The 24,214-nt window shown below is 68.4% G+C and carries 22 protein-coding genes, 1 tRNA gene and 2 pseudogenes; 21 read left to right on the forward strand and 4 right to left on the reverse strand.

The features are described from left to right. Nucleotides 1-53 precede the first annotated feature (53 nt). The 3 genes from ACNNMR_RS25010 to ACNNMR_RS25020 all read left to right on the forward strand — a co-directional run bounded on the left by ACNNMR_RS25010 (nt 54) and on the right by ACNNMR_RS25020 (nt 2,426). The gene (locus tag ACNNMR_RS25010; protein WP_419996923.1) at nt 54-713 is read left to right on the forward strand and encodes a TetR/AcrR family transcriptional regulator; all 660 of its coding nucleotides are present in this window, start codon (nt 54-56) and stop codon (nt 711-713) included. Between the two features lie 45 nt (nt 714-758). Beyond that, entirely contained in the window at nt 759-2,294 is a 1,536-nt protein-coding gene (locus tag ACNNMR_RS25015; RefSeq protein WP_419996924.1) for an amino acid permease, read from the forward strand. 59 nt (nt 2,295-2,353) lie between these two features. Next, nucleotides 2,354-2,426, forward strand: a tRNA-Lys gene (locus ACNNMR_RS25020). 34 nt (nt 2,427-2,460) lie between these two features. Here the strand turns inward: ACNNMR_RS25020 and ACNNMR_RS25025 are convergent. Continuing rightward, entirely contained in the window at nt 2,461-4,074 is a 1,614-nt protein-coding gene (locus ACNNMR_RS25025; RefSeq protein ID WP_419996925.1) for a site-specific integrase, read from the reverse strand. After that, complete coding sequence (locus ACNNMR_RS25030; protein ID WP_419996926.1) at nt 4,071-4,763, reverse strand: helix-turn-helix domain-containing protein; 693 nt, start codon at nt 4,761-4,763, stop codon at nt 4,071-4,073. Before ACNNMR_RS25030 ends, ACNNMR_RS25025 begins: the two co-directional genes overlap by 4 nt. 96 nt (nt 4,764-4,859) lie before the next feature. Here ACNNMR_RS25030 and ACNNMR_RS25035 point away from each other — a divergent pair, with 96 nt between their 5' ends. The 6 genes from ACNNMR_RS25035 to ACNNMR_RS25060 all read left to right on the forward strand — a co-directional run bounded on the left by ACNNMR_RS25035 (nt 4,860) and on the right by ACNNMR_RS25060 (nt 11,486). After that, nucleotides 4,860-5,099, forward strand: coding sequence for a hypothetical protein (locus ACNNMR_RS25035; protein ID WP_419996927.1), 240 nt, complete (start codon nt 4,860-4,862; stop codon nt 5,097-5,099). A gap of 473 nt (nt 5,100-5,572) precedes the next feature. Further along, nucleotides 5,573-6,667 carry a DUF3631 domain-containing protein gene (locus ACNNMR_RS25040; protein ID WP_420000459.1) on the forward strand — a complete coding sequence of 365 codons (1,095 nt, stop codon included), beginning with the start codon at nt 5,573-5,575 and terminating at the stop codon, nt 6,665-6,667. A 388-nt stretch (nt 6,668-7,055) separates the two neighbouring features. Beyond that, on the forward strand, nt 7,056-7,940 hold the full coding sequence (locus ACNNMR_RS25045) for a DUF2637 domain-containing protein (RefSeq protein WP_419996928.1): 885 nt from the start codon (nt 7,056-7,058) through the stop codon (nt 7,938-7,940). A 435-nt stretch (nt 7,941-8,375) separates the two neighbouring features. Continuing rightward, nucleotides 8,376-8,978 (forward strand): MobC family plasmid mobilization relaxosome protein, encoded by a 603-nt coding sequence (locus ACNNMR_RS25050; protein ID WP_419996929.1) that lies wholly within the window; start codon nt 8,376-8,378, stop codon nt 8,976-8,978. Continuing rightward, nucleotides 8,968-10,701: a relaxase/mobilization nuclease domain-containing protein gene (locus ACNNMR_RS25055; RefSeq protein ID WP_419996930.1), complete on the forward strand. Its 1,734-nt coding sequence runs from the start codon at nt 8,968-8,970 to the stop codon at nt 10,699-10,701. The genes ACNNMR_RS25050 and ACNNMR_RS25055 overlap by 11 nt, the downstream gene beginning before the upstream one ends. Nucleotides 10,702-10,724: 23 nt before the next feature. Then, nucleotides 10,725-11,486: a ParB N-terminal domain-containing protein gene (locus ACNNMR_RS25060; RefSeq protein WP_419996931.1), complete on the forward strand. Its 762-nt coding sequence runs from the start codon at nt 10,725-10,727 to the stop codon at nt 11,484-11,486. A gap of 226 nt (nt 11,487-11,712) precedes the next feature. Here ACNNMR_RS25060 and ACNNMR_RS25065 read toward each other — a convergent pair whose 3' ends face one another. After that, nucleotides 11,713-12,078, reverse strand: a complete 366-nt coding sequence (locus ACNNMR_RS25065) for a hypothetical protein (RefSeq protein WP_419996932.1) — start codon at nt 12,076-12,078, stop codon at nt 11,713-11,715. Then, nucleotides 12,075-13,331, reverse strand: a complete 1,257-nt coding sequence (locus ACNNMR_RS25070; RefSeq protein WP_419996933.1) for a helix-turn-helix domain-containing protein — start codon at nt 13,329-13,331, stop codon at nt 12,075-12,077. Before ACNNMR_RS25070 ends, ACNNMR_RS25065 begins: the two co-directional genes overlap by 4 nt. A gap of 369 nt (nt 13,332-13,700) precedes the next feature. On the opposite strand from ACNNMR_RS25070, the gene ACNNMR_RS25075 reads away from it, so the two are divergent. The 12 genes and pseudogenes from ACNNMR_RS25075 (at nt 13,701) to ACNNMR_RS25130 (ending at nt 24,208) form a co-directional block, all read left to right on the forward strand. Then, nucleotides 13,701-14,234 (forward strand): ATP-binding protein, encoded by a 534-nt coding sequence (locus ACNNMR_RS25075; protein ID WP_419996934.1) that lies wholly within the window; start codon nt 13,701-13,703, stop codon nt 14,232-14,234. Then, on the forward strand, nt 14,231-14,506 hold the full coding sequence (locus ACNNMR_RS25080) for a hypothetical protein (RefSeq protein ID WP_419996935.1): 276 nt from the start codon (nt 14,231-14,233) through the stop codon (nt 14,504-14,506). The genes ACNNMR_RS25075 and ACNNMR_RS25080 overlap by 4 nt, the downstream gene beginning before the upstream one ends. After that, nucleotides 14,507-15,112, forward strand: a complete 606-nt coding sequence (locus ACNNMR_RS25085) for a DUF6624 domain-containing protein (RefSeq protein WP_419996936.1) — start codon at nt 14,507-14,509, stop codon at nt 15,110-15,112. Nucleotides 15,113-15,214: 102 nt separating this feature from the next. Next, entirely contained in the window at nt 15,215-15,340 is a 126-nt protein-coding gene (locus tag ACNNMR_RS25090) for a hypothetical protein (RefSeq protein WP_419996937.1), read from the forward strand. A 58-nt stretch (nt 15,341-15,398) separates the two neighbouring features. Beyond that, nucleotides 15,399-16,889 carry an asparagine synthase-related protein gene (locus ACNNMR_RS25095; protein ID WP_419996938.1) on the forward strand — a complete coding sequence of 497 codons (1,491 nt, stop codon included), beginning with the start codon at nt 15,399-15,401 and terminating at the stop codon, nt 16,887-16,889. Between the two features lie 26 nt (nt 16,890-16,915). Next, on the forward strand, nt 16,916-17,629 hold the full coding sequence (locus tag ACNNMR_RS25100) for a class I SAM-dependent methyltransferase (protein WP_419996939.1): 714 nt from the start codon (nt 16,916-16,918) through the stop codon (nt 17,627-17,629). A gap of 577 nt (nt 17,630-18,206) precedes the next feature. Continuing rightward, a protein-coding gene (locus ACNNMR_RS25105; RefSeq protein ID WP_419993208.1) for an IS3 family transposase occupies nt 18,207-19,399 on the forward strand; the annotation gives its coding sequence in 2 pieces (ribosomal slippage) (nt 18,207-18,471 and nt 18,471-19,399; 1,194 coding nt in all). A 253-nt stretch (nt 19,400-19,652) separates the two neighbouring features. Next, nucleotides 19,653-20,820, forward strand: a pseudogene (locus tag ACNNMR_RS25110) (IS3 family transposase). A gap of 37 nt (nt 20,821-20,857) precedes the next feature. Further along, nucleotides 20,858-21,295, forward strand: a pseudogene (locus ACNNMR_RS25115) (alpha/beta hydrolase family protein); the annotation flags it as partial. An 86-nt stretch (nt 21,296-21,381) separates the two neighbouring features. Further along, complete coding sequence (locus ACNNMR_RS25120) at nt 21,382-21,681, forward strand: transposase (RefSeq protein ID WP_419992670.1); 300 nt, start codon at nt 21,382-21,384, stop codon at nt 21,679-21,681. Further along, nucleotides 21,678-22,553 (forward strand): IS3 family transposase, encoded by an 876-nt coding sequence (locus ACNNMR_RS25125; RefSeq protein WP_419992669.1) that lies wholly within the window; start codon nt 21,678-21,680, stop codon nt 22,551-22,553. Before ACNNMR_RS25120 ends, ACNNMR_RS25125 begins: the two co-directional genes overlap by 4 nt. A 221-nt stretch (nt 22,554-22,774) precedes the next feature. Continuing rightward, complete coding sequence (locus ACNNMR_RS25130) at nt 22,775-24,208, forward strand: MFS transporter (protein ID WP_419996940.1); 1,434 nt, start codon at nt 22,775-22,777, stop codon at nt 24,206-24,208. Nucleotides 24,209-24,214 lie beyond the last annotated feature (6 nt).

Raw genomic sequence — 24,214 nt, forward strand, 5'->3', positions numbered from 1 at the left:
TACTGCGGTCAAACAGCAGCGAGTTTGCCGGTACCAGGAGACTAGGGCCGACTTTGAATAATAGTCAACAACGTGTGCAGCGCTCCGCCACCGGCGCCACGGGCCGCTCCCGCGCCCGCCGCGCCGAGCTGATCGCCCTCGGCCGCACCCTTTTCGCCGACACCTCGTACGACGCCCTGTCCATGGACGACATCGCCCGCAGGGCCGGCGTCGCCAAGGGGCTCGTCTACTACTACTTCACCAACAAGCGCGGCTATTACCTCGCGGTGATCGAGGACGCGGTCGGCGACCTGCTCTCCCGCGCCACCGGCGGCGAGGACGTCCCCCGCGCCGAGCGGGTGCTGCGCACGCTCGACGGCTATCTGCGCTACGCGCAGCAGAACCAGGCCGCCTACCGCACCATGATCACGGGCGGCGTCGGCCACGACACCGAAGTGATAGCGATCCGCGACCGCGTCCGCGGCCAGATCCTCGACGCGCTGGCGATAGGAGCCTGGGGGCGTACGTCCGGGGAGATCCCGCCGACCGCGCGCCTCGCGCTCACCGGCTGGCTGTACGCGGTCGAGGGCGTGACGCTCGACTGGCTGCCGCTGGGGGACGAGGTGCCCCGGGAGCGGGTGCGGCAGCTGCTCGTACGCAATCTGCATGACGCCTTCCACGCCATCGAGGAGCTGGAGCCGGAGTGCCCGGCGCCCAGGCCGGGCCCGGAATAAGAGGGGAAGGCATGCCTGGCGGTGCTGCTGGGCATCGCTGGGTGCATGACAACCGATGAAGTTCGGCCATCTCAGGTCTCTGACGAAGAACGACTCCGCCAGCTCGGCTACACCCAGACGCTGGCCCGCCGCATGTCCGCCTTCGGCAACTACGCGGTCTCGTTCACGATCATCTCGGTCCTGTCCGGCTGCATGACCATGTACCTCTTCGGCATGAATACGGGCGGCCCCGCGTTGATCACCTGGGGCTGGGTCGGGGTGGGGCTGATGACGCTGTTCGTCGGCCTGGCGATGGCGGAGGTCTGCTCCGCGTACCCCACCTCGGCCGGGCTGTACTTCTGGGCGCGCAAGCTGGCGCCGCCGAAGACGGCCGCGGCGTGGGCATGGTTCACGGGGTGGTTCAACGTCCTCGGCCAGGTGGCGGTGACGGCGGGCATCGACTTCGGCGCGGCGTCGTTCCTGGGCGCGTATCTGAACCTGCAGTGGGACTTCAAGGTCACCGAGGAGCGGGTGATCCTGCTCTTCGCCGCGATCCTGATCCTGCACGGCGCGCTGAACACCTTCGGCGTACGCATCATCGGGCTGCTGAACAGCATCAGCGTGTGGTGGCACGTCGTCGGCGTCCTGGTGATCGTCGGCGCGCTGACCTTCGCGCCGGACAGCCACCAGTCGACATCCTTCGTCTTCACGGAGTTCGTGAACAACACGGGCTTCAGCTCCAGCATGTACGTGGTGCTGATCGGCCTGCTGATGGCGCAGTACACCTTCACGGGCTACGACGCATCGGCGCACATGACGGAGGAGACGGCCGACGCCTCGGTGGCGGGTCCGCGCGGGATCGTGCGCTCGATCTGGACGTCCTGGATCGCGGGCTTCGTCCTGCTGCTGGGCTTCACGTACGCGATCCAGTCGTACGACAAGGCGGTCGGCTCGGCGACGGGCGCCCCGCCGGCGCAGATCCTGCTCGACGCCCTGGGGGCGACGGCCGGCAAGGCCATGCTCCTGGTCATCATCGGCGCCCAGCTCTTCTGCGGCATGGCCTCGGTGACGGCGAACAGCCGGATGATCTACGCGTTCTCGCGGGACGGCGCGCTGCCGTTCTCGGGCGTCTGGCACCGGGTGAACCCGCGGACTCGTACCCCCACGAACGCGGTGTGGCTGGCGGCGCTGGGCGCGCTGGTGCTGGGCCTCCCGTACCTGATCAACGTCACGGCCTACGCCGCCGTGACCTCGATCGCGGTGATCGGCCTGTACATCGCGTACGTGATCCCGACCTTCCTCCGCCTCCGCCAGGGCGACGCCTTCGAGCGCGGCCCCTGGCACCTGGGCCGCTGGAGCCGCCCGATCGGCGTGATCGCGGTGACCTGGGTGGCATTGATCACGGTCCTCTTCATGCTCCCGCAGGTCTCCCCGGTCACGGTCAGAGACTTCAACTACGCCCCGGTCGCGGTCCTCGTCGTCCTCGGCTTCGCCGGCACCTGGTGGCTCGCCTCGGCCCGCCACTGGTTCCTGAACCCGGACCACGCCCGCACCCGCGCCCGCATGGCCGCGGCGTCCGCCCAGCCGGAGGTGTCCGACTGACCCGCCAGGCGAAACCGGCTCGGGCCCCGGCCCGCGCGCGGGCTATGCTGGCCGGGCGCGGGCCGTTAGCTCAATTGGCAGAGCAGCGGACTTTTAATCCGTTGGTTGTGGGTTCGAGTCCCACACGGCCTACCGCGAGCGGGAGAGGGGCACCCCCTCTGACCTGCTAGGCAGCGTCTCGGTCCGGATCTTCCGGCTGGGGCGCTGCTTCGTTTTCGGCCCTCTGCGTGAGCGATGCGTGAGCGGACGTCCCGGCATCAGGTGTGCCGGGGGAGGCGGAACGAGCACGAGGCACCAACTTTGCGGCGCCTTCGGCGGCGGCTTTGTCGACCTCGGGGAGCAGGCTCGTGTACGTATCCGAGGTCAGCGTGATCGTGGAGTGCCGCAGGGTCTCCTTGATCGTGTGGAGGTCGCCGCCGGCGCCGTGCGTGAGCGTCGCGGCGACGTGACGGAGGTCGCGCAGGGTGATGGGCGGCAGGTCGGTCGTGGCGAGGATCCGGCGGAAGGCGTCGGAGACGGCCGAGGGGTGCAGCGGGCTCCCGTCTTCGCGGGTGAACACCTTGCCGGAGTCGACCCATGCGGTGCCCCAGGCGAGCCGCTCCTCTTCCTGGCGGGCACGGTGCTCGCGGAGCACGGCGACGTTGAGGCTGTCGAGGGCGATGGTGCTGGCGCTGCCGTCGGTCTTGGGCTCGGACTCGTACGGATCCCAGCCGTCGGTCACGATCTCCTTGGCCGGCGTGATGAGCCCGGCGTCCAGATCTGTGTCGACCCACTCTTGGCCGACACCCTCGCCGCGGCGAAGGCCGCGGGTGCCGACGAGGTGGAAGTAGGGGTAGAGGCGATCCCCCTCGGCGGCGTCCAGGAAGACGCCGAACTGCTGCGGCGTCCACACCATGACGGGGGAGGGCATCTCGCCGGTGGCCCGCCAGCGCTTGACTCGCTCGTCGGTCCACAGCAACGGCTTCGGCCGCTTGCCGGAGGCGAGCTCGACATGGGCAGCTGGGTTGAAGGTGATGTGCTGCTGGGCGATGGCGGCATTGAGCGCGGCGCGTAGGGTGCGGCGGATGCTCTGGCGGGTGGCGGCACCGGTGAACTTCCGGAGCGGCGGCATCTCCGCGAGCTTGGCCCGCTCAGCGTTCAGGCGTGCGCGCTCATTGTCGGTGGGGCGGCCCGGCTTGCCGGGCTTGCAGCGGGAGACCTGCAGACGTCGAGCTTCGTTTTCGGCGGCGATGGCCTCGTTCTCGTCGGCTATCGCGTCGAACATCTCCACGAGGTGGCCCACGTTGAGGCGGTCGAGCCGGATGTGGCCGATGCGAGGCTTCAGGTGGACGCGTATGTGCGAGGCGTACCCCCTGGTAGTCGTCCGCCGCGTCTTCTTCGAGGCGAGCCATTGGTCGAGCCACTCACCGACGGTGATTCGACCGGTGAGGTCGACGCCTGTCCGCAGCCGCCGTCGGGTCTCCTCGACGTCGGGCAGCGGCGACTTCTCGTCGGCGATGCGCTCCAGGAGGTCCGCGACGCGGGCGGCGTCCTCGGTGTCATCGTCATCCACGATGCCGAGGAGCGCGCGGACTTGGTCGAGATCGGCCTGCGCCTCCTTCAGGGAGCTGTAGCCGGCGCGGTTGAAAGCGCGGCGAGTGCCGTCCTCGCGGAGCGGCAGCTCCTGGCGGACGGAGTACGAGCCGTGCTTGCGGCTGGACAGCTTCGGGCACAGCTTGCCGAGCGGCTTGCCGGTATCGGCGTCGCGGCAGTAGCACCGGCGATAGGTGGAACCCTTCAAAAATCAGTCTCCTCTGCGGGGTAGTTGACTGCTTGGTCCGGGGCGATCTCGGAGGCGAGGTCGGGCCACAGGAAGGGCAGCGTGCCGCCTTCGCTTTGGATGAAGGCTCGGGCGCTGCGCAGGTCGCGCTTGGCTGCCTTGATGCGCCGTGTGGCGCGGGCCTGAGTGGCGAGGGCTTCGGCTTTGCGCTCGGCGTTGTTCGCCATCTTGGCTTGCCAGCGCGCGTAGTCCTCGTCTTGCCGTGCTTCACGGATTGCCGTCTCGGCGTGCTCGTGGGCGCGGTAGTAGCGCAGCATGTCGTCTTCCGCGCCGAGGTCGTCGTCTTCGCCGGTGAACCAGTTCAGGGCGTTCAGCGCCGAGGTGGTGTCCTCGAACGGCAGGCGCTGGACGTCCTCGACGTAGCCGACTGGGTAGATCAGGCAGATAGGGGGCGTGTTCAGGGCCTTGGCCAGGACCATGACGTCGACCAGGGGCAGGTTGGCGCGTCGGCCGGATTCCATGTTGGCGATGACGTTGCGGGGGATCGGGTGCCCGATCTCCTCGCACTTGTCGGCCAGCTCCTGCGCGCTCAAGCGCTTCTCCTTCCTGCGTCTGCGGACCTCGGCGGCCAGGGTGAGCATCACCTGGTCTGCCCACTCCGGGACGTCGTCCTCGTCTTCGTATCCAGCATCACGATCGTGTTGTGTCATAGCGACACAATAACTTCTCCACAATTGTTTGCAGCTCGCCTGGAGACGGACGCGGCCGCGCGTTCGCCGAGGGCTGTAGACATGGATGGAGCGTGCATGCGCGATAAGCGCGACAGCGAGCCCGATGGCCGGGTGAAGGGCATGAGCCGCGAGGAGCTGCTTGCCCTGCCGGTGTCCATTGACCTGGAGACCTGTAACCGGGCATTGGGGATGGGGCGGAGTAAGGGGTATGAGCTGGCCAAGCGCGGCCAGTACCCGTGCAAGGTGCTGCGGCTCGGCAACGCCTACCGGGTGGTGACCGCCGACCTGCTCGACCTGCTCGGCCTGGCCGCATGACGGCAGTGACTCTAGCGGCAGATTTCTGCGCGGAGCTGACACAGAATCGCTGGACTGTGCCCCGACGTGGTCGTACTGTCCGTGTTCCCTCGCCGCGGCCCGCTCGCGGCGAGACGCAAACGAGCCCCCGGCGCTGCAACGCCGGAGGCCCTGGCAACGCCCGTCAATCGCCTCATGTAACCGATCCCGGCGGCCACGGCCTGCAAGCCGATGGCCGACAGCGAAGGAGCTGCCCAGTGCATAGTGCAACACCCGAGCCCGAACGCGCACCTGCGCAGGTGAACTGGCCGCCGGTCGCCATCCCCGGCCAGCTCGGCTTCCGTAAACCCGGCGCGGAAACTGAGACCGAGCCCCAGCCCGAGGAGGCCCGGCATGCGGCCAAGGCGGGCGTCGAAGATGTCGGGGAGCCGACGCCCAAGCCCGATCCGGAACCCGAGCCCGAGCCGGATCCTGAGCCGACGGAGGGCTCGCGGCTGCTGGACGAACTGCGGGAGGCCATCTCCCGGTTCGTGATCCTGCCCTCGCCCGAGGCGCTGGACGCGGTGACGCTGTGGGCGGTGGCCACCCATCTGCAGCCGGCGTGGCAGCACGCGCCCCGGCTGGCGGTGGTGGGGCCGGCGAAGCGGTGCGGGAAGTCGCGGCTGCTGGACGTGCTGATCGAGACGGTGCACGACCCGATGCTGACGATCAACACCACGCCTGCGGCGCTGTTCCGCTCCATCGACGGGGACAGCCCGCCGACGCTGATCGTGGACGAGGTCGACACGATCTTCGGGACGGTCAAGCAGGCCGAGCGCAACGAGGAGGTGCGCGGCCTGCTCAACGCCGGTCATCAGCGCAACCGGTACGTGACGCGAGTGGTGGGCAATGACCACACGCCGCGTAAGTTCGCCACCTTCGCCATGGCCGCCCTGGCCGGGATCGGTGACCTGCCGGACACGATCATGGACCGGGCGGTCGTGATCCGTATGCGCCGCCGGGCGGAGGGTGAGAAGGTCAAGCCCTTCCGCTACCGCCGCGACGCCCCCGCGCTGCAGGAACTGCGCGACCGCATCGCGGCCTGGGTGCTACCGCTGATCGATGAGGCGGCGAACGCGGAACCGGCCATGCCGGTCGAGGACCGCGCGGCGGATACCTGGGAGCCCTTGGTGATCGTCGCCGACCTCGCGGGAGGCGCCTGGCCACGCCTGACCCGTACGGCGTGTGCCCGCATGGTGGCGGCAGAGGCAGCCGCCGAGGACGACCACGTAAGCGGCGCACGGATCCTGGCCGACATCCGCCGTGTCTTCGTCGCCCAGCGCGAGATCGACAGTCTCAGCACCGAGGACCTCCTGCACCACCTGCGCCAGGACCCGGAAAGCCCGTGGGCGGAGTGGGGACGCGGCGGGCTGTCTGCCCGTGACCTCGGAGCGATGCTGCGCGAGTTCGGCATCAAGTCGAGCAACGTGCGTATGGCGGATGGGACTCAGCGCAAGGGCTACACGAGAGCCAAGTTCCTCGACGCCTGGCGCCGCTACTGCCCCACCGTCCAATCAGTGGACGGAGCGCCCGCCACCGGCACTGGCTGAGCTCGCTTGCCCCATCCCCGGTTGCCGTCCCTGCCGTCCCTGCCGTGATCCTGCAGGTCAGAGGACAGACGGCCGAGACGGCAACCACGCCCAAGACGGCAGCGCGATCGCCTCAGACGTGTAGCCGACCTCAAGACGCCGCCCAGATCCGTCTTGTGACGTCCCATGCGTCCTTGCCGTATCGCCGCAGCTCACCGGGCTCCGGAGTGGGACGGAATGCCCCACCGCATCCGTCCCACCCGGCGCTCGGGGCCAGCCAGCGGCACGCACCTCCATGCACCGAGACGGGAGTGTGCGCCCACTGCCGTGACCAGCCTGACCTGCGCTTGCAACGGCCAAGACGCCCAAGACGGCATTCACGCCATCAACCTCAAGGGAGAGACCCAGCTTGACCGCCGCCCCACCCCAGTCGGCATCCGGCCCGAGCGAACGCGGCAACCTTGCGCTGCGGATCAGCGTCGCGACCCTGGCCGCCATCGGCTTCGTGCTGTCCTACGACGCCCTGCGCCAGATGGCCGTCGCCGTCCACATCCGCGGGCTGTTGTCCTACCTGTTCCCCCTGGTGATCGACGGCTTCATCGGCATCGGCGTCGCCGCCCTGATCATCCTGCGCACCGGGCCCAAAGGCTCCCGCGCCTACGTCTGGGCCCTGGTCTTCATCGCTACCGGCACCAGCATCTGGGCCAACGCCCTGCATGCCGTACGCCTGAACCACCTGCCTGCCCGGAACGGCAGCCTGCAGCTCGGCGACCTCCCGGTCGCCCTGCTCTCCACCGTCGCCCCGCTCGCCCTGGCCGGAGCCGTCCACCTGTACATCCTCATCGGCCGCCACAGCCACACCAACACCCCATCCGCACAGGGGAGCGCTGACCCGACCGGAACCACCGTCCCCGCCGCGAAGCCTTCCGGTGAGCCCACCGCCATCGCGCGCCCAAACCCACCAGTTCTCATCAGCCGCACGACTTCCCTGAACGAGCCGATCGGAACTGCAGAAGCCCCGACGCCAGCCGACGTCGACCACCCGGCCCAGCCTCACCAACCGGCCTCTGGTCAGGCACGACAGCGCCGCACAGGCCGCCCACCCGGCGCCGACCTCGAACAGCTCCTGGACATCGCCCGCACCGCCGTCGAAGAAGCGGGCAAGCTCTCCCGATCGGTCGTCGAAACCGCCATCCGAGCCCACGACCTTCCGCTCGGCGGTGAACGCCTCACCGAGATCATGAAGATCCTCCGCGCCGAGGCTGACACCCCTTCCGCCCACCCCGTCAGCTGACTTCCGCACACCTCCGGCTGACCTCACCGAAACGCGTGGGCTGGCGGTGCGGACGCCCCGGCCCGCGCTCAGAAACTGAGCAGTCGGCCTGCTCAGAATCTGAGCGCCCGGATCCTCAGAATCTGAGCGCGCTGGCCGGCGGAGGCTCGGTGCTCCTTTTCGGGACACGCGAGGCGTCACCCTCTCGGGATACCACCAGGCCCAACGAAGCCTCCGTCACGACGTCAGCACACCGGCCCCCAGCGCCAGCAGCATCAGGAGCCACCTATGCCTCAGCCCGAAACCGCCCGTGACAACATCGACGTGAACGCGTCCAACGCCCCCTCCTCACCACCAGCCCGCCAGACTCCGTCAGCCCCTGGTGACCCAGGCGGAGCAAGCTGTACCGTTCGACCTCCTTTCGGAGGTTCGACCGGGCTTGCCCCCGCCCCGGGAGTGGCGGGGGAGGCCGACTCGCTGGGGGCGACCGGCCTGCAGGATGCAGCCGAGGACGGCCACATCCCGGGGGACAAGCTCACACCACCGCGCCGCGACGCGAGCGACGATGCCGCCGCCAGTGAGCGCGCCGAGCAGTCCGACCCGACCCCTGCCTTCCGCGACCCTGAGCTGCCGCCGTTGCCCGCCCGGCTGAACCGGCACCGTACCGGCCAGGTCCGTGACATGCGGATCACCGCCCGGTTCGCCGCCGACGAGCACGTGGACGTCGAGGCCGCCGCCGGGCGGCACAGCCTGACCCCTGCCGGGTTCGTCGGGTACTCCGCCGTGGCCTACGCCCGCGCCGGCCTCAACCCCATCGCCGTGCTCTTCCCGCAGCAGGCCACCCTCGACCGGCTCGAGGGACTGACCGAGCAGCTGCGCCGCATCGGCAACAACCTCAACCAGCTCACCATCGCCGCCCACACCGGCGAGATACCCGAGCGGGCCGCCGACGTCCTCACCACGATCAGCGCCCTACGGCACCGGGCGTACCAGGTGATGGACGAGGTCGGCGCTACGCAGCCCGGCGGCGCGGTGGGTGGTGAGCGGCGTGGTGCCTGATATCTCCACCGGCGGCCACACCCGTGGTCTGCTCGCCTACCTCTACGGACCCGGCCGCCGCGACGAGCACACCGATCCGCACATCGTGGCCGCCTGGGACACCGCCGGCGCCCCCGACCCCGGTCGTGACGACGACGCTACCCTCACCCAGCTTGCCCAGCGCCTGGATATGCATGTGCTGCAGCGCGCCCGCCGGATGGGCGGGAAGATGCCTGCGCAGCATGTGTGGCACTGCCCGGTCCGTACCGCGCCGGAGGACCGCTACCTCACCGACGACGAATGGGCCGAGGTCGCCCGCCGCGTGGTCCAGGCCACCGGCATCGACCCCAAGGGCGATGGCACCGGCTGCCGGTGGATCGCGGTTCGCCACGACGACAACCACATCCACATCGTCGCCACCACCGTCCTGCCCGACGGCCGCCGTGCCCGTCGGCACGGCGATGGCAAACGGGCTCAGGCCGAATGCCGAAAGATCGAATACGACTTCGGGCTGCGGAGGCTGAAGTCCGGCGATGACACCGCCGCCCCGACACCGAAGTCGGCGGAGCGGGCGAAGGCCGAACGCCGCGGAGCGGAGCAGGTGGCGCGCGAGGAACTGCGCGAGTACGTCCGCACCGTGGTGGCCGTCGCCCGGGACGAGGCCGAGTTCTTCTCCGTCCTTGGCTCGCTGGGCATCCAGGTCAAGCTCAAGACCGCACCGGAGACCGGCGACGTCATGGGCTACGCCGTCGCCCTCAAACCCGAGGCCGACGACACAAACGCCGCAGGCGAACCCATCTTCTACGGCGGCTCCCGCCTCGCCCCCGACCTGTCCCTGCCCAAGATCCGTAAAGCCCTCGCCGCCAAGCCCGCCCCCGACGAGCAGCCCGCATTCAATCTCGGGACACCCAGCCCGCTGCGCCAGGCCGAAACCGCACTGCGCCAGGCGCACGCCGACCTCACCGACAACACCAACACCAGTGGCGGGCCGGAGGCGGAGGCCGCGCAGGGGCAGATCGCAGCGCTCGGCGCGGTCCTCGACATCGCGCACGGGTGGGTGCCCGACGAGCACCGCGCGCAGATGCGGGCCGCGGCGAAGGCGTTCGAGCGCGCCACCCGCTCCCGCATCCACGCCGACCACCAGCACGCCGCGGCGCTTCGCGACTCCGCCCGCCAGCTGCTGCACGCGGCTACCTACGACACCGACGGCGTCATCGGGCTTCTCGGCAGCCTGATCCAGGTCACCATCGCCGCCCGCCACTGGTACACCGCACGGCGCCACGAGCAACAAGCCGCAGCCGCCGAGGCTGCTTTGGCCCACCTTCAACCGGCCTACCGGCAGCTCGCCCAGCCCCGTCTTCGGGAGCTGGCCCGGCGCGCCCCCAGCACGACCGTCCAGCAGCGGCTCGCCGACGCTGTCCGGGCCGCGGTACCCGAGCACGCCGAGCGCATCCTGACCGATCCGGCCTGGCCCGCATTGGCCACCGTCCTGGCAAAGGCGCAGACCGCCGGCCATCAGCCGTACGTGGTCATCACCGAAGTCGCTGGCCAGCGCGAACTCGACACCGCTAGCTGGCCCGCCGAAACGCTGCTCTGGCGCATCCACCACACCCCCAGCAAACGCACCCAAGCCGCCACCCGCACCACCACAACCACCCCCAGGAGGCCCGCCACGACGCACCCAACCGCGGCCGCCACGCCGCTGAACGCCCCGACCGTCCCTGAGCCGAGGCGCCACCGCTGAACCCCGCCCAAGGAGAGACCTTCTTGAAGATCCACCCCCTTGCCGCCCAGCTCTCGATGCTCCCCGAGGACGAGCTCCACGACCTGGCCGAGTCCATCAAGGCCGAGGGCCTGGACAAGCCGATCGTCCTCGACCGCGACGGCGTCCTGATCGACGGCCGCAACCGCCTCACCGCGTGCGAGATGGCCGGCGTCGAGCCGACCTTCACTACCTATAAGGGAGATGACCCCGCCGGCCTCATCGGCAGCCTCAACGTTCACCGCCGCCAGCTCAGCACAGGCCAGCGCGCGATGATCCACGCCATGATCCGTCAGTGGGAGAAGCGTTCAGGATCGGGACACTCGCTCCGTGCTGATGCCAAGCTCCACAAGCTCAGCCGCAGCCGCCTATCCGTCGCCAATGTCGTCCTCACCCACGCCCCCGACCTCGCCGAACGAGCCCGCCTCGGCACCCTGGGCCTGGACCCCGCTTACGAAGAAGCCCGCCAACGCAAGGCCCACGCCGAAGCCCTCCTCGCCCAATTCGAACGCCTCCGCCGGCACGCCCCCGACCTCGCCGCGGCGGTTCAGGAGGAACGCCTCACCCTGAGCGAGGCCACCACCCAGTACGAACAGCGCCAGGAGGCCGTCAAGCGCACTCGCCAGGCGCTGGAACAGATCGCCGCCAACTGGGCCGCCATCGACGACCTCGCCACCGGCCCCGACAGCGACTACACCCGCGAAGTCCTCGACGGCCTCACACCAGAAGCCCGAGACCTGACCACCCGCCTCATCAACCGCGCATGACCTCACCACCCCCGGGCCAACACATGTGCGCGTCGGCCGCGGGGGTGGCTACCCAGATGCGGGCCAGCAGTGTGGTCGCCGCCCCGCTTACCGGCTGCATTCCGGTGAGCGGGGCGGCGTGTGTTGAACCGAGGGTTGTCCACAGGGTGAGGTCCGGGCGCTCACGGCTATTAGCTCGTCGGTCCTGTGGATCGCAAGAGGGCGTTGTGCACAGGTACGCGGCCTGTCAGGTCTGCTGGTCCTCGATGGCGTCGAAGATGTCGGAGTCGGTCTCCTGCTGCCACGGCGGCAGCTTGTCCCAGTCGGCGACGTAGGCCGGCTTGGGACCCGGGATGTGCTTGTAGATCTGGGCAATCCAGCAGATCGCGACGAACCGGCCGCGCTGCTCCCTTGTCAGCTTGGCAGTAGTGCCGCCGGAAATCTTGATGAAGTCGGAGACCTGGGTACAGACGGCAGCAGCCGCAGCGCGCTCCCAATCGGGGGTGTCTTCCCACGGGGTGATGTAGCTGGGCTTGGGCTCGCCCGGGTAGTGCTTGGTGACGCCGGCGATCCAGGCTTCGCGGAAGATGCGGCCGTGCTCGTCGCTGCTCAAGTCGGTGTCCTCCCGGTCGATGCTGCTGTGAGCTCCGTGATCTGGTCGTTGATCTCGCGGATGCGGTGATCGGCCAGGAACGGAGCGAGTTTCGGTTGCAGGCTATGCAGCCTACGGGCCACGTAGCCCGAGGCGCTGCGCACGGTGATCTCGATGGCCTGGCGGGCGTGGGTGGTGATCTGGTCGATGTCGCGGCGTTGGGTGCCCAGCAGGGCGAGGTCGGTGTGGATGGAGCCGTGACGCCGCGGTGAGCGTGCAGTGTCGAGGGCATGGTTGAGCGCGGTCTCGGCGAGATCTGGGCGGCCAAGTTGCGCGTAGCAGGTGCCTCGTTCCTCGTCCAGGCGTGAGCCGTCGAAGCGCAGCCATCCACCGTTGTGGACAGCTCCGTTAAGGGCGTGGACTTCCTCGGCCTCATCGAGGGCACGGCGGCAGTTGTCGAGATCACCTATGCCCGCGTATGCCTCGGCCTTTACCGCGGAAACCCAATATCGGGTAGAGAGCTGGGTGTCGCCGCGGCGGGCGACCTGTTCGGCGAGGCTGAGCAGGGGCACCGTCTCGGCGTGCCGTTGGTCGCCGTACAGGCCGATGTAGGCGTGACGCGTCAGTGCGCAGGCCCACAAGTCCGGGCTCTTGGCTTCCCTCGCTGCGGTGGCAGCGAGTGTGTAGCAGTGGGCCGCATCGGTATAGCGGGTGCTGTCGAAGAGGATTTCCCCGGCGAGCTGGTAGAGGTTGCCGGCCTGCCCACACAGCTGGACGCGTTGCTTCTCGGTGGTAGCGGTGCGCAAGGCCGTCGCCAGCTGTACGGCCTGGTCGTGGACGAGGGGATAAACGGATCGTTTCGATGCGGCCAGGTCGTGGATCTTCCACAGCTCGTCGTTCATCGGCCGGTAGCCGTCTGCGTCCCCAGCGGGCAATGCATGGGCGGCCGGGGTAGCTGGTAAAGCGGCGGCCGTCGCAGTGACAGCCATCACCTGAAGGAAATTGCGTCGTATCACGTCGTCTGAGTCACCCCCCTGAACTCCCTGGGGCTGCTTGGTTCGGGGCGGATCGGGTTGGAGGAGTTGTTCCAGCTCACCGGGGGTGACCTTGAGCTTTGAGGCCAGCTTGGGCCACAGGAAAGCCTGCGGGGCGGCAATGCCGCGTACCCATCGGCTGACGGAGGCGCGGTCGACGTGGAGTAAGTCGGCCAAGTCTTCATGACTGTATCCGCACGCCTTGATGCGGCGCGCGAGCCGGTCGCGTCTGTCGGGCATCGACCGCCCCCCGGAAGGTGTGGCGTTGATGCAGGCCACAGTAGCGGGTGACGCGTACGTGCCGCATAACTGCCGCATAGGAGACGTAGCCTGCCGGGCCGCTTGGCCCTTTCCATGGGTGTACCCGCTGGGGCGACGGCGCCCCGGAATGCTGAACGGGAGTTGCCCCCATGGTCGTGGCCCAGGATGAGCAGCCAAAACCGGCCCCCATCAATGTCCCCGACCTGTTCGCCCAGCACGACGAGCTCGGCGCGGCCATCGTCCAACACCTCGCCCAACTCCACAGGGAGGGTGAGGCATGAGCCGCACTGCCTATCGCTACCGCGGGACCATCACCCGCCCGTGCTGGGCCGTACCCGGGAGGTGGCGGTGAACGCAGCGGACAACGCACCCGCCCTCACTCCGGCGCGCATCACGACATGCACGCGAGCACGGCGTTTCCCCAACGCCGCAGCCGCGGTCCAGCAGGCCCGAACGTTCACCGACCGCGTCTTAGCGAAGTGGACGCCGGCCGTCGACCTCGACCTCGTGCGCCTGTGCGTCTCTGAGCTCTGCACCAACGCCCTCGCCCCGGACGAGCCGGCCCATCGCAGCATCGTCGTCCGGCTGGCCGTAGACGCGGACGCGTTACGGATCGAGGTTCACGACACGAAACCCGGGGTCCCTGCTCCTCGCGATCCCGAACCAGACGACATCTCCGGCCGCGGCCTCCTGATCGTCGACACCGTCGCCGATCGATGGGACGTACAGACCCGCAGCGGCCCCGGCAAGGTCGTGTGGGCCGAATTCGACCTCACGCACCGCCCCGCGACCACCCCCGGCACGCAGTCCAGCATCAACGGCACCACGTCACCCAACGGAAGCGCACGATGCCGCCTTGTACGGAAGGGGTCGGCGGGATGAGCTCACACCCGGTAGCTAAGTGGCTCGCCCTAGCGGTCCCCGTCGCCGCGCTGCTGCTGCCCGGCCTGCGTGAACGCATCGCCGCGGCCTGCTGGACCGTCGAGCAGTGGTGGGGCCGCCATGTCACCCAGCGCGAGCTCATTCGCCAGCTCGACCGCGCCCGGCTCGCGACAGCACCCGACCCCACACCAAACGAGATCGACGCGGGCCTGCGTCGCATCGCTGCCTCTGTGGCGCGTCAGCAGCCCTCGAACCCTCCGCAGGAGCCCTAGATGGCCGAGCCAACTCCCCAGCGTCTCGAGATCGCCGACGAGCTGCAACGCCGCATGGCCGCCGACCAGGCTGCCCGCGGCCTGCGCACCGACGGCACCAACGTCGCGCCCGATCTGGAGGCGATGCGCACAGTCGACCGCGCCAACACCGCGGCGCTGGAGCGCATTATCACTGCGCACGGCTGGCCCGGTCGCAGCCTGGTCGGCGAGCAGGGAGCGCACGCTGCCTGGTGTCTTGCCCAGCACGCGGACGACAACCCCGGCTTCCAGCGGCGCGCCCGCGACCTCCTCGCCGGGGCCGTCCAGTGCGGTGAAGCGCCGCGGCGCCACTGGGCCTACCTCGTCGACCGCTGCCGCGTCGCCGACCACCGGACCCAGCTGTACGGCACCCAATACGGCGCCGACGGCACCCCACACCCCATCTCCGACCCCACCAACCTCGATGCCCGCCGCGCCGAGGTCGGCCTCGGGCCACACGCTGAGTACGACGCCCAAATCCGCGCGATGCGCCAGACCACCCCGGAGCGCCGCCGCCCCAACGCGAGCAGCCGCAGCGCCCTGCAGCAGGGGGCCGTGCTTCCGCCACGGCAGGACTACCACCGATGAGCTCCCGTACGGCCGTCGCGTGAGCACGGCAGGCGGTCGGATGGGTTTCACTTCGCGGCGCCCGTCGCGAGGCATCGCACCACAACGAAGAGGAGTCCCCCCATGAGCATTGATGAACTGTTCGACGGCGACCTGATCACCGGCGTGCCCAGCCTCGAAGCCGGGCTGCTGGACAAGATGCCCGGCGGCGGCGACAACAACGGCGACCACTGCCAGACGACCGCCTGAGGGTCACCACCGATGACCAGCGGCGGGGTGGGCCGAGCCAGGCTCACCCCGCCTCATCATGAAGAAGGACAACCAAGTGATCTCCATGCGCCTCCACTTACCGGACCTCCGCAATCCACGGTGGACCGCCTTCGGCGGCACGTGGACGACAGGGTCCAGCTGGATCAAACCGGCCGCGATGCCGGCTCTCGTCACTGAGTTCAACGACGCCGGAGCGCCGTACGTGCATGTGCTGGTGCGCGAGAACAAGGAGCACAAGCCCGATCATGTGTCGCTCACGCTGGCCCCGGACGGTGTGCAGATCACGGCGGGGACCTTCGGGACCGCCCCGGTCTACCTCGTGGCGGCCGGTGAGGTTCTGTACGGGGCATGGGACCTGGCCGACCTGCACCCGTACCTCCGCACCGATCGCCTCGTTCCCCGTGTGGTTGCGCGGACCCTGACCCGGCAGCACAGATACACCGCCGACACTCTCTTCGAAGGCGTATACCGGCTGACCGAACGCGCGACAGCCTCCTTCGACCACGCCGGGCTCGCCGTCCACTACCCCGAACCGGCCGAGCACGTACTGCAGCCGCGCGCCCTACGCTCCGGCGTCGATCCGCTGGACGCCTTCGACGCCCTGCTGACCGACGTCGTTCGGGACGTGCCCACCGTCAGAGGACGTGTCGGCGTGGAGTTGTCCGGCGGCGCCGACTCGGCGAACGTCGCCCTGGCGGTCAAAGCCGCCGGCTTCCCGCGCGTGCACAGCTTCGGCCTGCTCGTGGGCGGGAACCTCGGTGCGGCACAGCGCGAGCGGCGCATCGCGATCGCGGAGCACTGCGGCTTCGCGGACACGGCCATCCCGGCCCTGCAGCAGCCGCCGTTCGTCCCCGGCGGCGTCCGTGCCGCAAGACGTCCGCACGACCCGGCCGGAGCGTTCTACCAGGAGGCGTTCGACGTCCTGCGCGACCAGGCCGCCGCACGGGAGTGCACAGTCGTGTTCACCGGCAACGGTGGCGACGAGATCAACAGCTGCCACTCCCGCACCCACGCCCGGCTACCAGAGCCGCCGGAGGTGCCGTGGCTCGGCCGCCGCGCAGTGGACGTCCTGCCCGACGTCGACGCAGCGCTGGCACCGATGCCCGTACTCCCGGTACCCACCCTGATGGGCTTCGCCATGCACAACCCCGGATACCTCCGCGTCGGCATCTGGCCCGTCAGCCCGCTCGTGAACCCCCGGATCGTGCGATTCATGGAGCAGCTGCCGCACGAGCACAAGCGCGGAAAGGCGATGTTCCGCCAGCGGCTGCGCCGAGCCGGGCTGCCGGAATCGGTCGCTGCTCCGGCCGAGCCGGAGAACTTCCTCATGGTTATGGAGGCCGGCCTGCGCATGTTCGGGCTGCCCGTGCTCGACGACATGCTGCGTGAGTCGCTCCTGGTGGATCTCGGCTACGTTGATCCGAAGGCGCTCGCCCAGGCCAAAGAGGACGCAATGGCGGCACCGGTGGTCCCGGATCTGCTGTGCGACGTGCTCGCACTTGAGGTCGGACTGCGGACGCTCACCTGACCAGACATGACACGGAAGTCACGCGCATGGAAGCGACGAACCTCTTCTACCGCAACCCCGCGCTCTACGATGCAGTGCAGGCGGACACCGGCAGCGCAGCGGCGTGCCAGGCTCTGATCGAACGCCACCACCCGGACGCGACCACGCTCGTGGACTTCGGCTGCGGCACCGCGCGCGACATCGAAGCCCTCGCCAAGCGATACGACACCACGGGGGTGGACCTGCAGCCGCAGATGGTCGAATACGCCCACCGCGTGCGCCCTGGCCTGGACATCCGCGAAGGAGACATGCGTACCGTCCGCCTCGGAGAGCGCATGGATGCCATCACCTGCCTCGGCAATTCCCTGGCGTACGTGCACGACAACGACGACATCAGCCGCGTGTTTGAGACGTTCGCGTCACACGCGAATACCGGTGCGGTCCTCGTGCTCTGCTCCCCGGTATGGCCCATCACGCAAACCGTGACCTCCCAAAGCACCGTTCGGACCGCGGACGGCCCCGCACAGGTCACCATCCGCCACGAATGGGATCTACGCACGCAGATCAACACCATGCACCGGGACTGGACCCTCCCCTCCGGCGAACGGGCACACGACACCATCCGGCGCCGCGTCCTGTTCCCCCGCGAACTGGAGCATTACGTCACAACAGCCGGATTCCAGCTCCTGGACATGGCCGACGACCCCGGACGGGAACTCGCCGGCCCCGTGGCATACACCGTGGCCAAGCACACACGCTGACTGCGCTGCTGTTCGGCAGCTGTACGAAGAGGCCACGCTTGTCGCGAAGTCCGAGGCAGTTCTCGGCGCAACGCGGGAATCCGCTGCCTTGCTGGCCACCTGCAGGACGCCCTCCCGGCCGCGGTGTGCACGAGCCATGACTTTTGCTCATGGGATGCGCGGTTCACGGCACGCGAACGCCCCAGTCGCGGCAGCGGTGGACATCGTTCGCCTAGCTGTTGTCCCCGGGCGCGGGGTGTCCGGCGTCGTGGTGGGCCTGCCACTGGGACCGGGTCCCAGTAGTGCGAGATGCGCGCGGCATGGAATGACCACTCGCCGGGACTGGACCGTTCTGTCTCCAACTGCTCCCGTGCGCACCGCACTCCGATGTGAGCGCGCAAGTCAGACGGTGCCTTCCGACCACTTCAAGAGGACACAGGTGGTGGCCGACACCATCGCCCCACCAGACGGACTCGCGACGATTTGGTCAACAGTTCCGTCCAAGAGTTCCGTCCAACAGGTCATGTGAGCTGCACCCCGTTTCGTAGCGTCCCTGAAGCCAGGTCTATGATCTTGGCGTAAGGAGACACACGAGCAAGTGCCAGCACCACGGAAGTACCCCGACGAGCTCCGCGAGCGTGCCGTCCGCGAGGTCCGCACCAGCGGACGCCCGGTCGCCCATGTCGCCAAAGACCTCGGCATCCACAAGGAAGCCCTGCGGCAGTGGGTCCGCCAGGCCGAGGCGGACAGCGGCGACCGCGATGACCGGCTTACCAGCGCCGAACGCGACGAGCTGAAACAACTCCGCAAGGACAACGCCGAGTTGAAGCGGGCCAATGAGATCCTGAAGGCCGCTTCGGTGTTTTTTGCCCAGGAGATCGACCGTCCCCGGACGAGGCCGAGCAGGTGATCGACCACCTGAAGGAACGCGGCCTCGGGGTCGATCCCGTCTGCCGGGTGCTGGACCTGTCGGTCTCGACCTATTTCGCCCGCAAGCGGCGCCCGAAATCGGCCCGCCGGCTGCGCGACGAACAGCTCATGCCCATGATCGAGGAGATCCACGCCGAGTCCGGCGGCACCTATGGGGCCCGCCGGATCACCCGCGCGCTGCGGCGCAAGGGCGTCGAAGCTGCCCGCTGCACCGTCGAGCGGCTGATGCGCGAGCTGGGCCTGGAAGGCGTCATCCGCGGCCAGCGGCGCCGCACCACGATCCCCGAGCCGACCGCGCCGCGGCCGCCGGACCTGGTCGACCGCGACTTCACCGCGGACCGGCCGGATCAGCTGTGGGTGGCGGACATGACCTACGTGCGGACCTGGTCCGGCTGGGCGTATGTCGCGTTCGTCCTCGACGTGTACTCGCGGATGATCGTCGGCTGGCAGATCGCCGGTCACATGCGGACCGAACTGCCGCTGGACGCCTTGGAAATGGCGCTGTGGCGCCGGAGGATCAAGACGGGTTCCGGTCTCATACATCACAGCGACCGCGGGTCGCAATACGTATCAATTCGATACACAGACCGGCTCACCGACATCGGCGCCTCGGCATCCGTCGGGTCCGTCGCGGACAGTTACGACAACGCCATGGCGGAGGCGCTGAACGGCACCTTCAAGGCCGAGCTGATCGAGATGCAGGGCCCCTGGCACGACGTCCACCAGGTCGAGCGGGCGATCTTTCGCTGGGTGACGTGGTACAACGAGGAACGGCTCCACTCCGCCCTCGACTACGTGCCACCCGCCGAGTACGAGGACGCCTTCTGGCGAAGTCAGGAAGCCACCCAGCAGTCCGCCTGACCAATCAAGTCCGGACGCTATGAAACTCGGGGCAGCTCAATGTCACAAGTCCATGGCGGTTCGCGCGCATCTTGTAGATGATCGTCTGGCGGTTCACGCCCGCGCCGCACCGGCGGTGATTCATGTCCAGACCACTCGACGGCTACCACTAGCGACCAGTTCCAGCGCGCCCCCGTTAATAGAGGGGGTCTGCTGCACGGTCGGGTGACATCCGAGGTGGCTTGCCTTCGGGCGGGCTGGGAAGGATGTTGCTGTGCCGAAGCCGTACCCCAAGGAGTTCCGTGACGATGTCGTCCGGGTCGCGCGTGAGCGTGGTCCGGGGGTTTCCGTCGAGCAGGTCGCGAGAGATTTCGGGATCCATGCCGCCACGCTGAACACGTGGCTGCGGACCGCGGAGAAGGACGAGGGAAGGCGTCCTTCGGTCTTGGGTGACGAGCGTGAGGAGCTGAAGGAGTTGCGCCGGCGGAACAAGTTGCTGGAGCAGGAGAACGAGGTGCTGCGGCGGGCTGCGGCGTATTTGTCGCAGGCGCAGATTCCGGGAAAAGGCTCTACCCGCTCGTGAGCGAGCTGGCCGCTGACGGGATTCCCGTGGCGGTCTCGTGCGGGGTCCTCAAGCTCGCCAGGCAGCCGTATTACCGGTGGGTGGAAAACCCAGTCACGCGCTCTGAGTTGGAATAGGCGTATTTGGCGAACGCGTTGTTCGACGCGCACATCGATGACCCGGAGTTCGGGTACCGGTTCCTCGCCGATGCCGCCCGTGCTGCCGGGTACCGGGCGGCGGAGCGGACGGTGTGGCGGGTGTGCCGGGACAACGGCTGGTGGAGCGTGTTCGGCAAGAAGAAGCAGGCCAAGTCCGGCAGGCCCGGTCCGCCGGCGCACGATGACCTGGTGCGGCGGGACTTCAGCGCCGTACGGGCGAATGCGCTGTGGCTGGCCGACATCACCGAGCACCGCACCGGGGAGGGAGTTCTTTACCTCTGCGCGGTCAAGGACGTCTGGTCACGCAGGATGTCGGTTACTCGATCTCGCATCGCAGGAGATCCGCGCTGGCCGTGGATGCCCTGCGACAGGCCGTGGCCCGCCGGTCCGGATCCGTCGCCGGATGCGTCCTGCATTCCGACCGCGGCGGCCAGTTCCGTTCCAAGAAGCTGAAGGAGGAACTCGACAGGCACGGAATGAAAGGATCGATGGGGAAAGCCGGTGGAGCCGGGGACAATGCCGCGATGGAAAGCTTCTTCTCGCTCCTGCAGAAGAACGTCCTCAACCGGCGTAGCTGGGATTCCCGCGAGGAACTCCGCATCGCGATCGTCACCTGGATCGAACGCACCTATCACCGTCGGCGGCGCCAGATCGCGCTGGGCCGGTTGACGCCCATCGAGTACGAACTGATCATGAAGGAACGCGTCGCGATGGCGGCGTGATCATCTGTCACCTACTCGTGCAGCAGACCCGGCCAGCCTGGGATACGCATGCATCCAAGTGAACTACCGCGGCTCCACCGGACGCGGCAAGGCATTCCTCAATGCCGGCAACCGCCAATGGGCAGGCCGCATGAACGACGACCTCGTCGACACCCTCCACCAGTGCTCTGACGCGGGCTGGCTGCACCCATCACGGGTCTGCGTAATGGGATCCTCCTACGGTGGCTATGCCGCTCTCATGTTGGCGGCGCAGTGTCCCGAACTGGTCAGCTGCGTGGTGGCCTCAAGCGTCATCAGCGACCTCCCAGCCTTCTTGGAAGTTCATGCAGCCAGCGCCAACGCGGTCGAGTACCGCACCCGTATCGGCAACCTCCACACCGAGCGGGACCGGCTCCGGCAGACCTCTCCGCTGTATCGAGCAGCAGACATCACCGCTCCGGTACTGCTCGCCCACGGGGCCATGGATTCTCGTGTGCCGGTGGCTCACGTGGGCTTGATTCGCTTTGACGGACATCCGAGATCAGGGGTCACGGCCCCGGAAGGATGTCCACCATGGAGAGCATGGGGAAGAAGAAGCCGCGTCCCAGGCGCTCGTTCACGCCGGAGTTCAAGGCCGAGATCGTCGAGCTGTGCCGGCGAGGCGACCGCTCGGTCGGCCAGGTGGCCAAGGACTTCGATCTGACCGAGACCGCGGTGCGTTTGTGGGTCAGCCAGGCCAAGGTCGATGGCGGTGAGGAGCCGGGGCTGACCAGCGATGAACGGGTGGAGCTGGCCCGGTTGCGGCAGGAGAATCGTCGGTTGCGGCAGGACGTGGATGTCCTCAAGCGGGCGACGGCTTTCTTCGCGAACGAGACCCGGTGACGGTGCATCCGTTCATCGAGGCGGAGAAGCAGGCAGGTCACAGCGTCAAGCGGGCGTGTGAACTGCTGAAGGTCTCGCGTGCCGCCTTCTACGCCCGCCGCGCGGGCAGTCGTTGCCCGCGCCGGCAGCAGGACGACGAGCTGGCCGACCAGATCGCCGCGGTGCATGCCCATTCCCGCGGCGCCTACGGCTCCCCGCGCGTCCACGCCGCGCTGCGGCGAGAGGGCGTGCGGTGCGGCCGGCGTCGCGTGGCACGGCTGATGCGTCAGGCCGGGCTCTTGGGCCGGTGCCGCGGACGCCGTGTCCGCACCACGGTCCAGGACCCGCACGCGAGAAGGCGACCGGACCTGGTTCAGCGCGACTTCGCCACCGCGACTCGGCTCGATGCCCGCTGGTGCGGCGACATCACCTACATCCCCACCGATCAGGGCTGGCTCTACCTGGCCACCGTGATCGACATCGCCTCGCGGAAGGTCGTCGGCTGGGCAACGGCCGACCATTTGCGCACCTCGTTGGTCACCGACGCGCTGCTGGCGGCCTGCCGCGGCCGTCGCCCGGGGCGAGGGCTGATCTTTCATGCGGATCGCGGCTGCCAGTACACCAGTCGTGAATTCGCCGAGGTGGCAGAGGGTTTCGGGATCCGGCTGTCAACCGGGCGGACCGGGGTGTGCTGGGACAATGCCCTGGCCGAGTCGTTCTTCGCTACCCTCAAGCGCGAGCTGGGCGCCGGCGGCCCGCAGATCTGGCCCAGCCGCGCCGTCGCCCACTCAGCGATCTTCGACTTCATCGAGGGCTGGTACAACCCGCGCCGTCTGCACAGCAGCCTCGGCTACCGCAGCCCCGCCGAATACGAAGCCGCCCTCGCGGCCTGACCGACACAGCCACCGTGTCCGTCAAACCGGAGCAAGCTCACACGCGGACGCGCTGGCCGACGCACTACGCGACACAGGCGTTCTGACCGACTACCTCCGGTTCCCCCACGACGGACACCAACTGCACCGCATGACGAGCCGCCGAACCCATCGGAGCGAGGTCGCTGACTTCCTGCGAACCCATCTACACGCAAGCCACGATCGGGAAGAGGTACCCACCGGTGACCGCAGAGGACCAGCAGCTCTCCAGCCAGAACCCAGATAAGTCCGACGCTAGCTGGCGCGCGGTGTTCACCGGACAGCGCGGCCGATTGATCATCGGTTTGCTGTTCCTCGAGTTGGCTGCCGCCATGCACAGCCTCACCGTCGCCACGCTGCTTCCGAGCATTACGGAGGACCTCGGCGGCGAGCACTACTTCGGCTGGGCTGTAGGTGCCGGCACGCTGTCGGTCCTGGTCATGATCCCCCTGAGCGCCGCGGTGGCCGAGCGCATCGGCCGGCGCAGGATGCTCGCACTCGCATTGGTCATCTACTGCGTGGGTGCCCTGGCGACACTCACGGCTCCCACACTGCCGATGTTTGTGGTCGGACGCCTGTTGCAGGGGGCGGCGTCCGGGGCGCTCGCGGTGTTCAGTCTCGGCGCCGTGGCTAGCACGGTCCCCAGTCATCTGCGTAGCCGCGTCTACGGATTGATCGCATCCATGTGGGTCGTGCCCGCATTCATCGGCCCGCCGTACGCGGTCGCAGTGAACGCGCTCCTTGGTTGGCGGTGGACCCTGTTCATGTTCATCCCGATCCTGCTCCTGGGGCGCCTGCTGATTGCCGGGCAGACAGCTGCCATGACCTCGCGACCAGTGAAGCGTTCCCCGATCCCGGCCAAGGCGATCAGCATGCTCGTGATCGGCACGCTCGCAGTCCTGACGGGAACGAGCTTCACGTCCCTCGCAGCCCTGGCAGCGGCCGGGCTCGGCCTCGTCATAATCGGGTTCGCCATCGTTCGTTTGCTGCCCGCGGACACTACGGCCGCGTCCCGAGCCTCCATCGTGGCGATGCTCTTCCTGGCATTCACCTATTTCAGCATCGAAGGCACCCTGTCCCTCCTGGTCACCCGCGCCATCGGTTCCGGGCTCGCCCAGGCCGGGCTAGCCCTATCGGTGGGAACCCTCTGCTGGGCGCTTGCCAGCATGACCCAGCCGAAGCTCACTGAACGATGGAAGAAACCCGACGCATTCGTCGCAGCCGTCGGCGCGGCCATGCTCACCGTGGCTACCGGCGGCCTGATTGCTGTCCTTGCAGCACGGGGGTCGGGAACGCTCGGCGTCACTGTCGTTGTTGTGAGTTGCGCAGTGGCCGGGCTGGGCATGGGGGCCGCCTACCCGACGGTCATGACAACCGCGATGGAGCCAGCCACCGACAGCAGCGCCGAACGCCTGTCCGCCAATCTGGTGTTGGCAGAAACAGTTGGCGGCAGTCTGGGGCCGATCATCGGCGGAAGCCTCTATTCACTCGGGCTGAAACGCTCGATGCAAGCTGATTCTTCACTGACAATATCGTACGGCGCAAGCGCCCTGGCAGCAGTTCTCCTGCTATGCACCATCATCGCTGTCAACAGAAGGCTAAATCGCCCTCTTCCGGAACCGGCCACTACCCACTAGAAGGTG

This window comes from Streptomyces boninensis, assembly GCF_048572725.1.
Lineage (GTDB): Bacteria > Actinomycetota > Actinomycetes > Streptomycetales > Streptomycetaceae > Streptomyces > Streptomyces boninensis.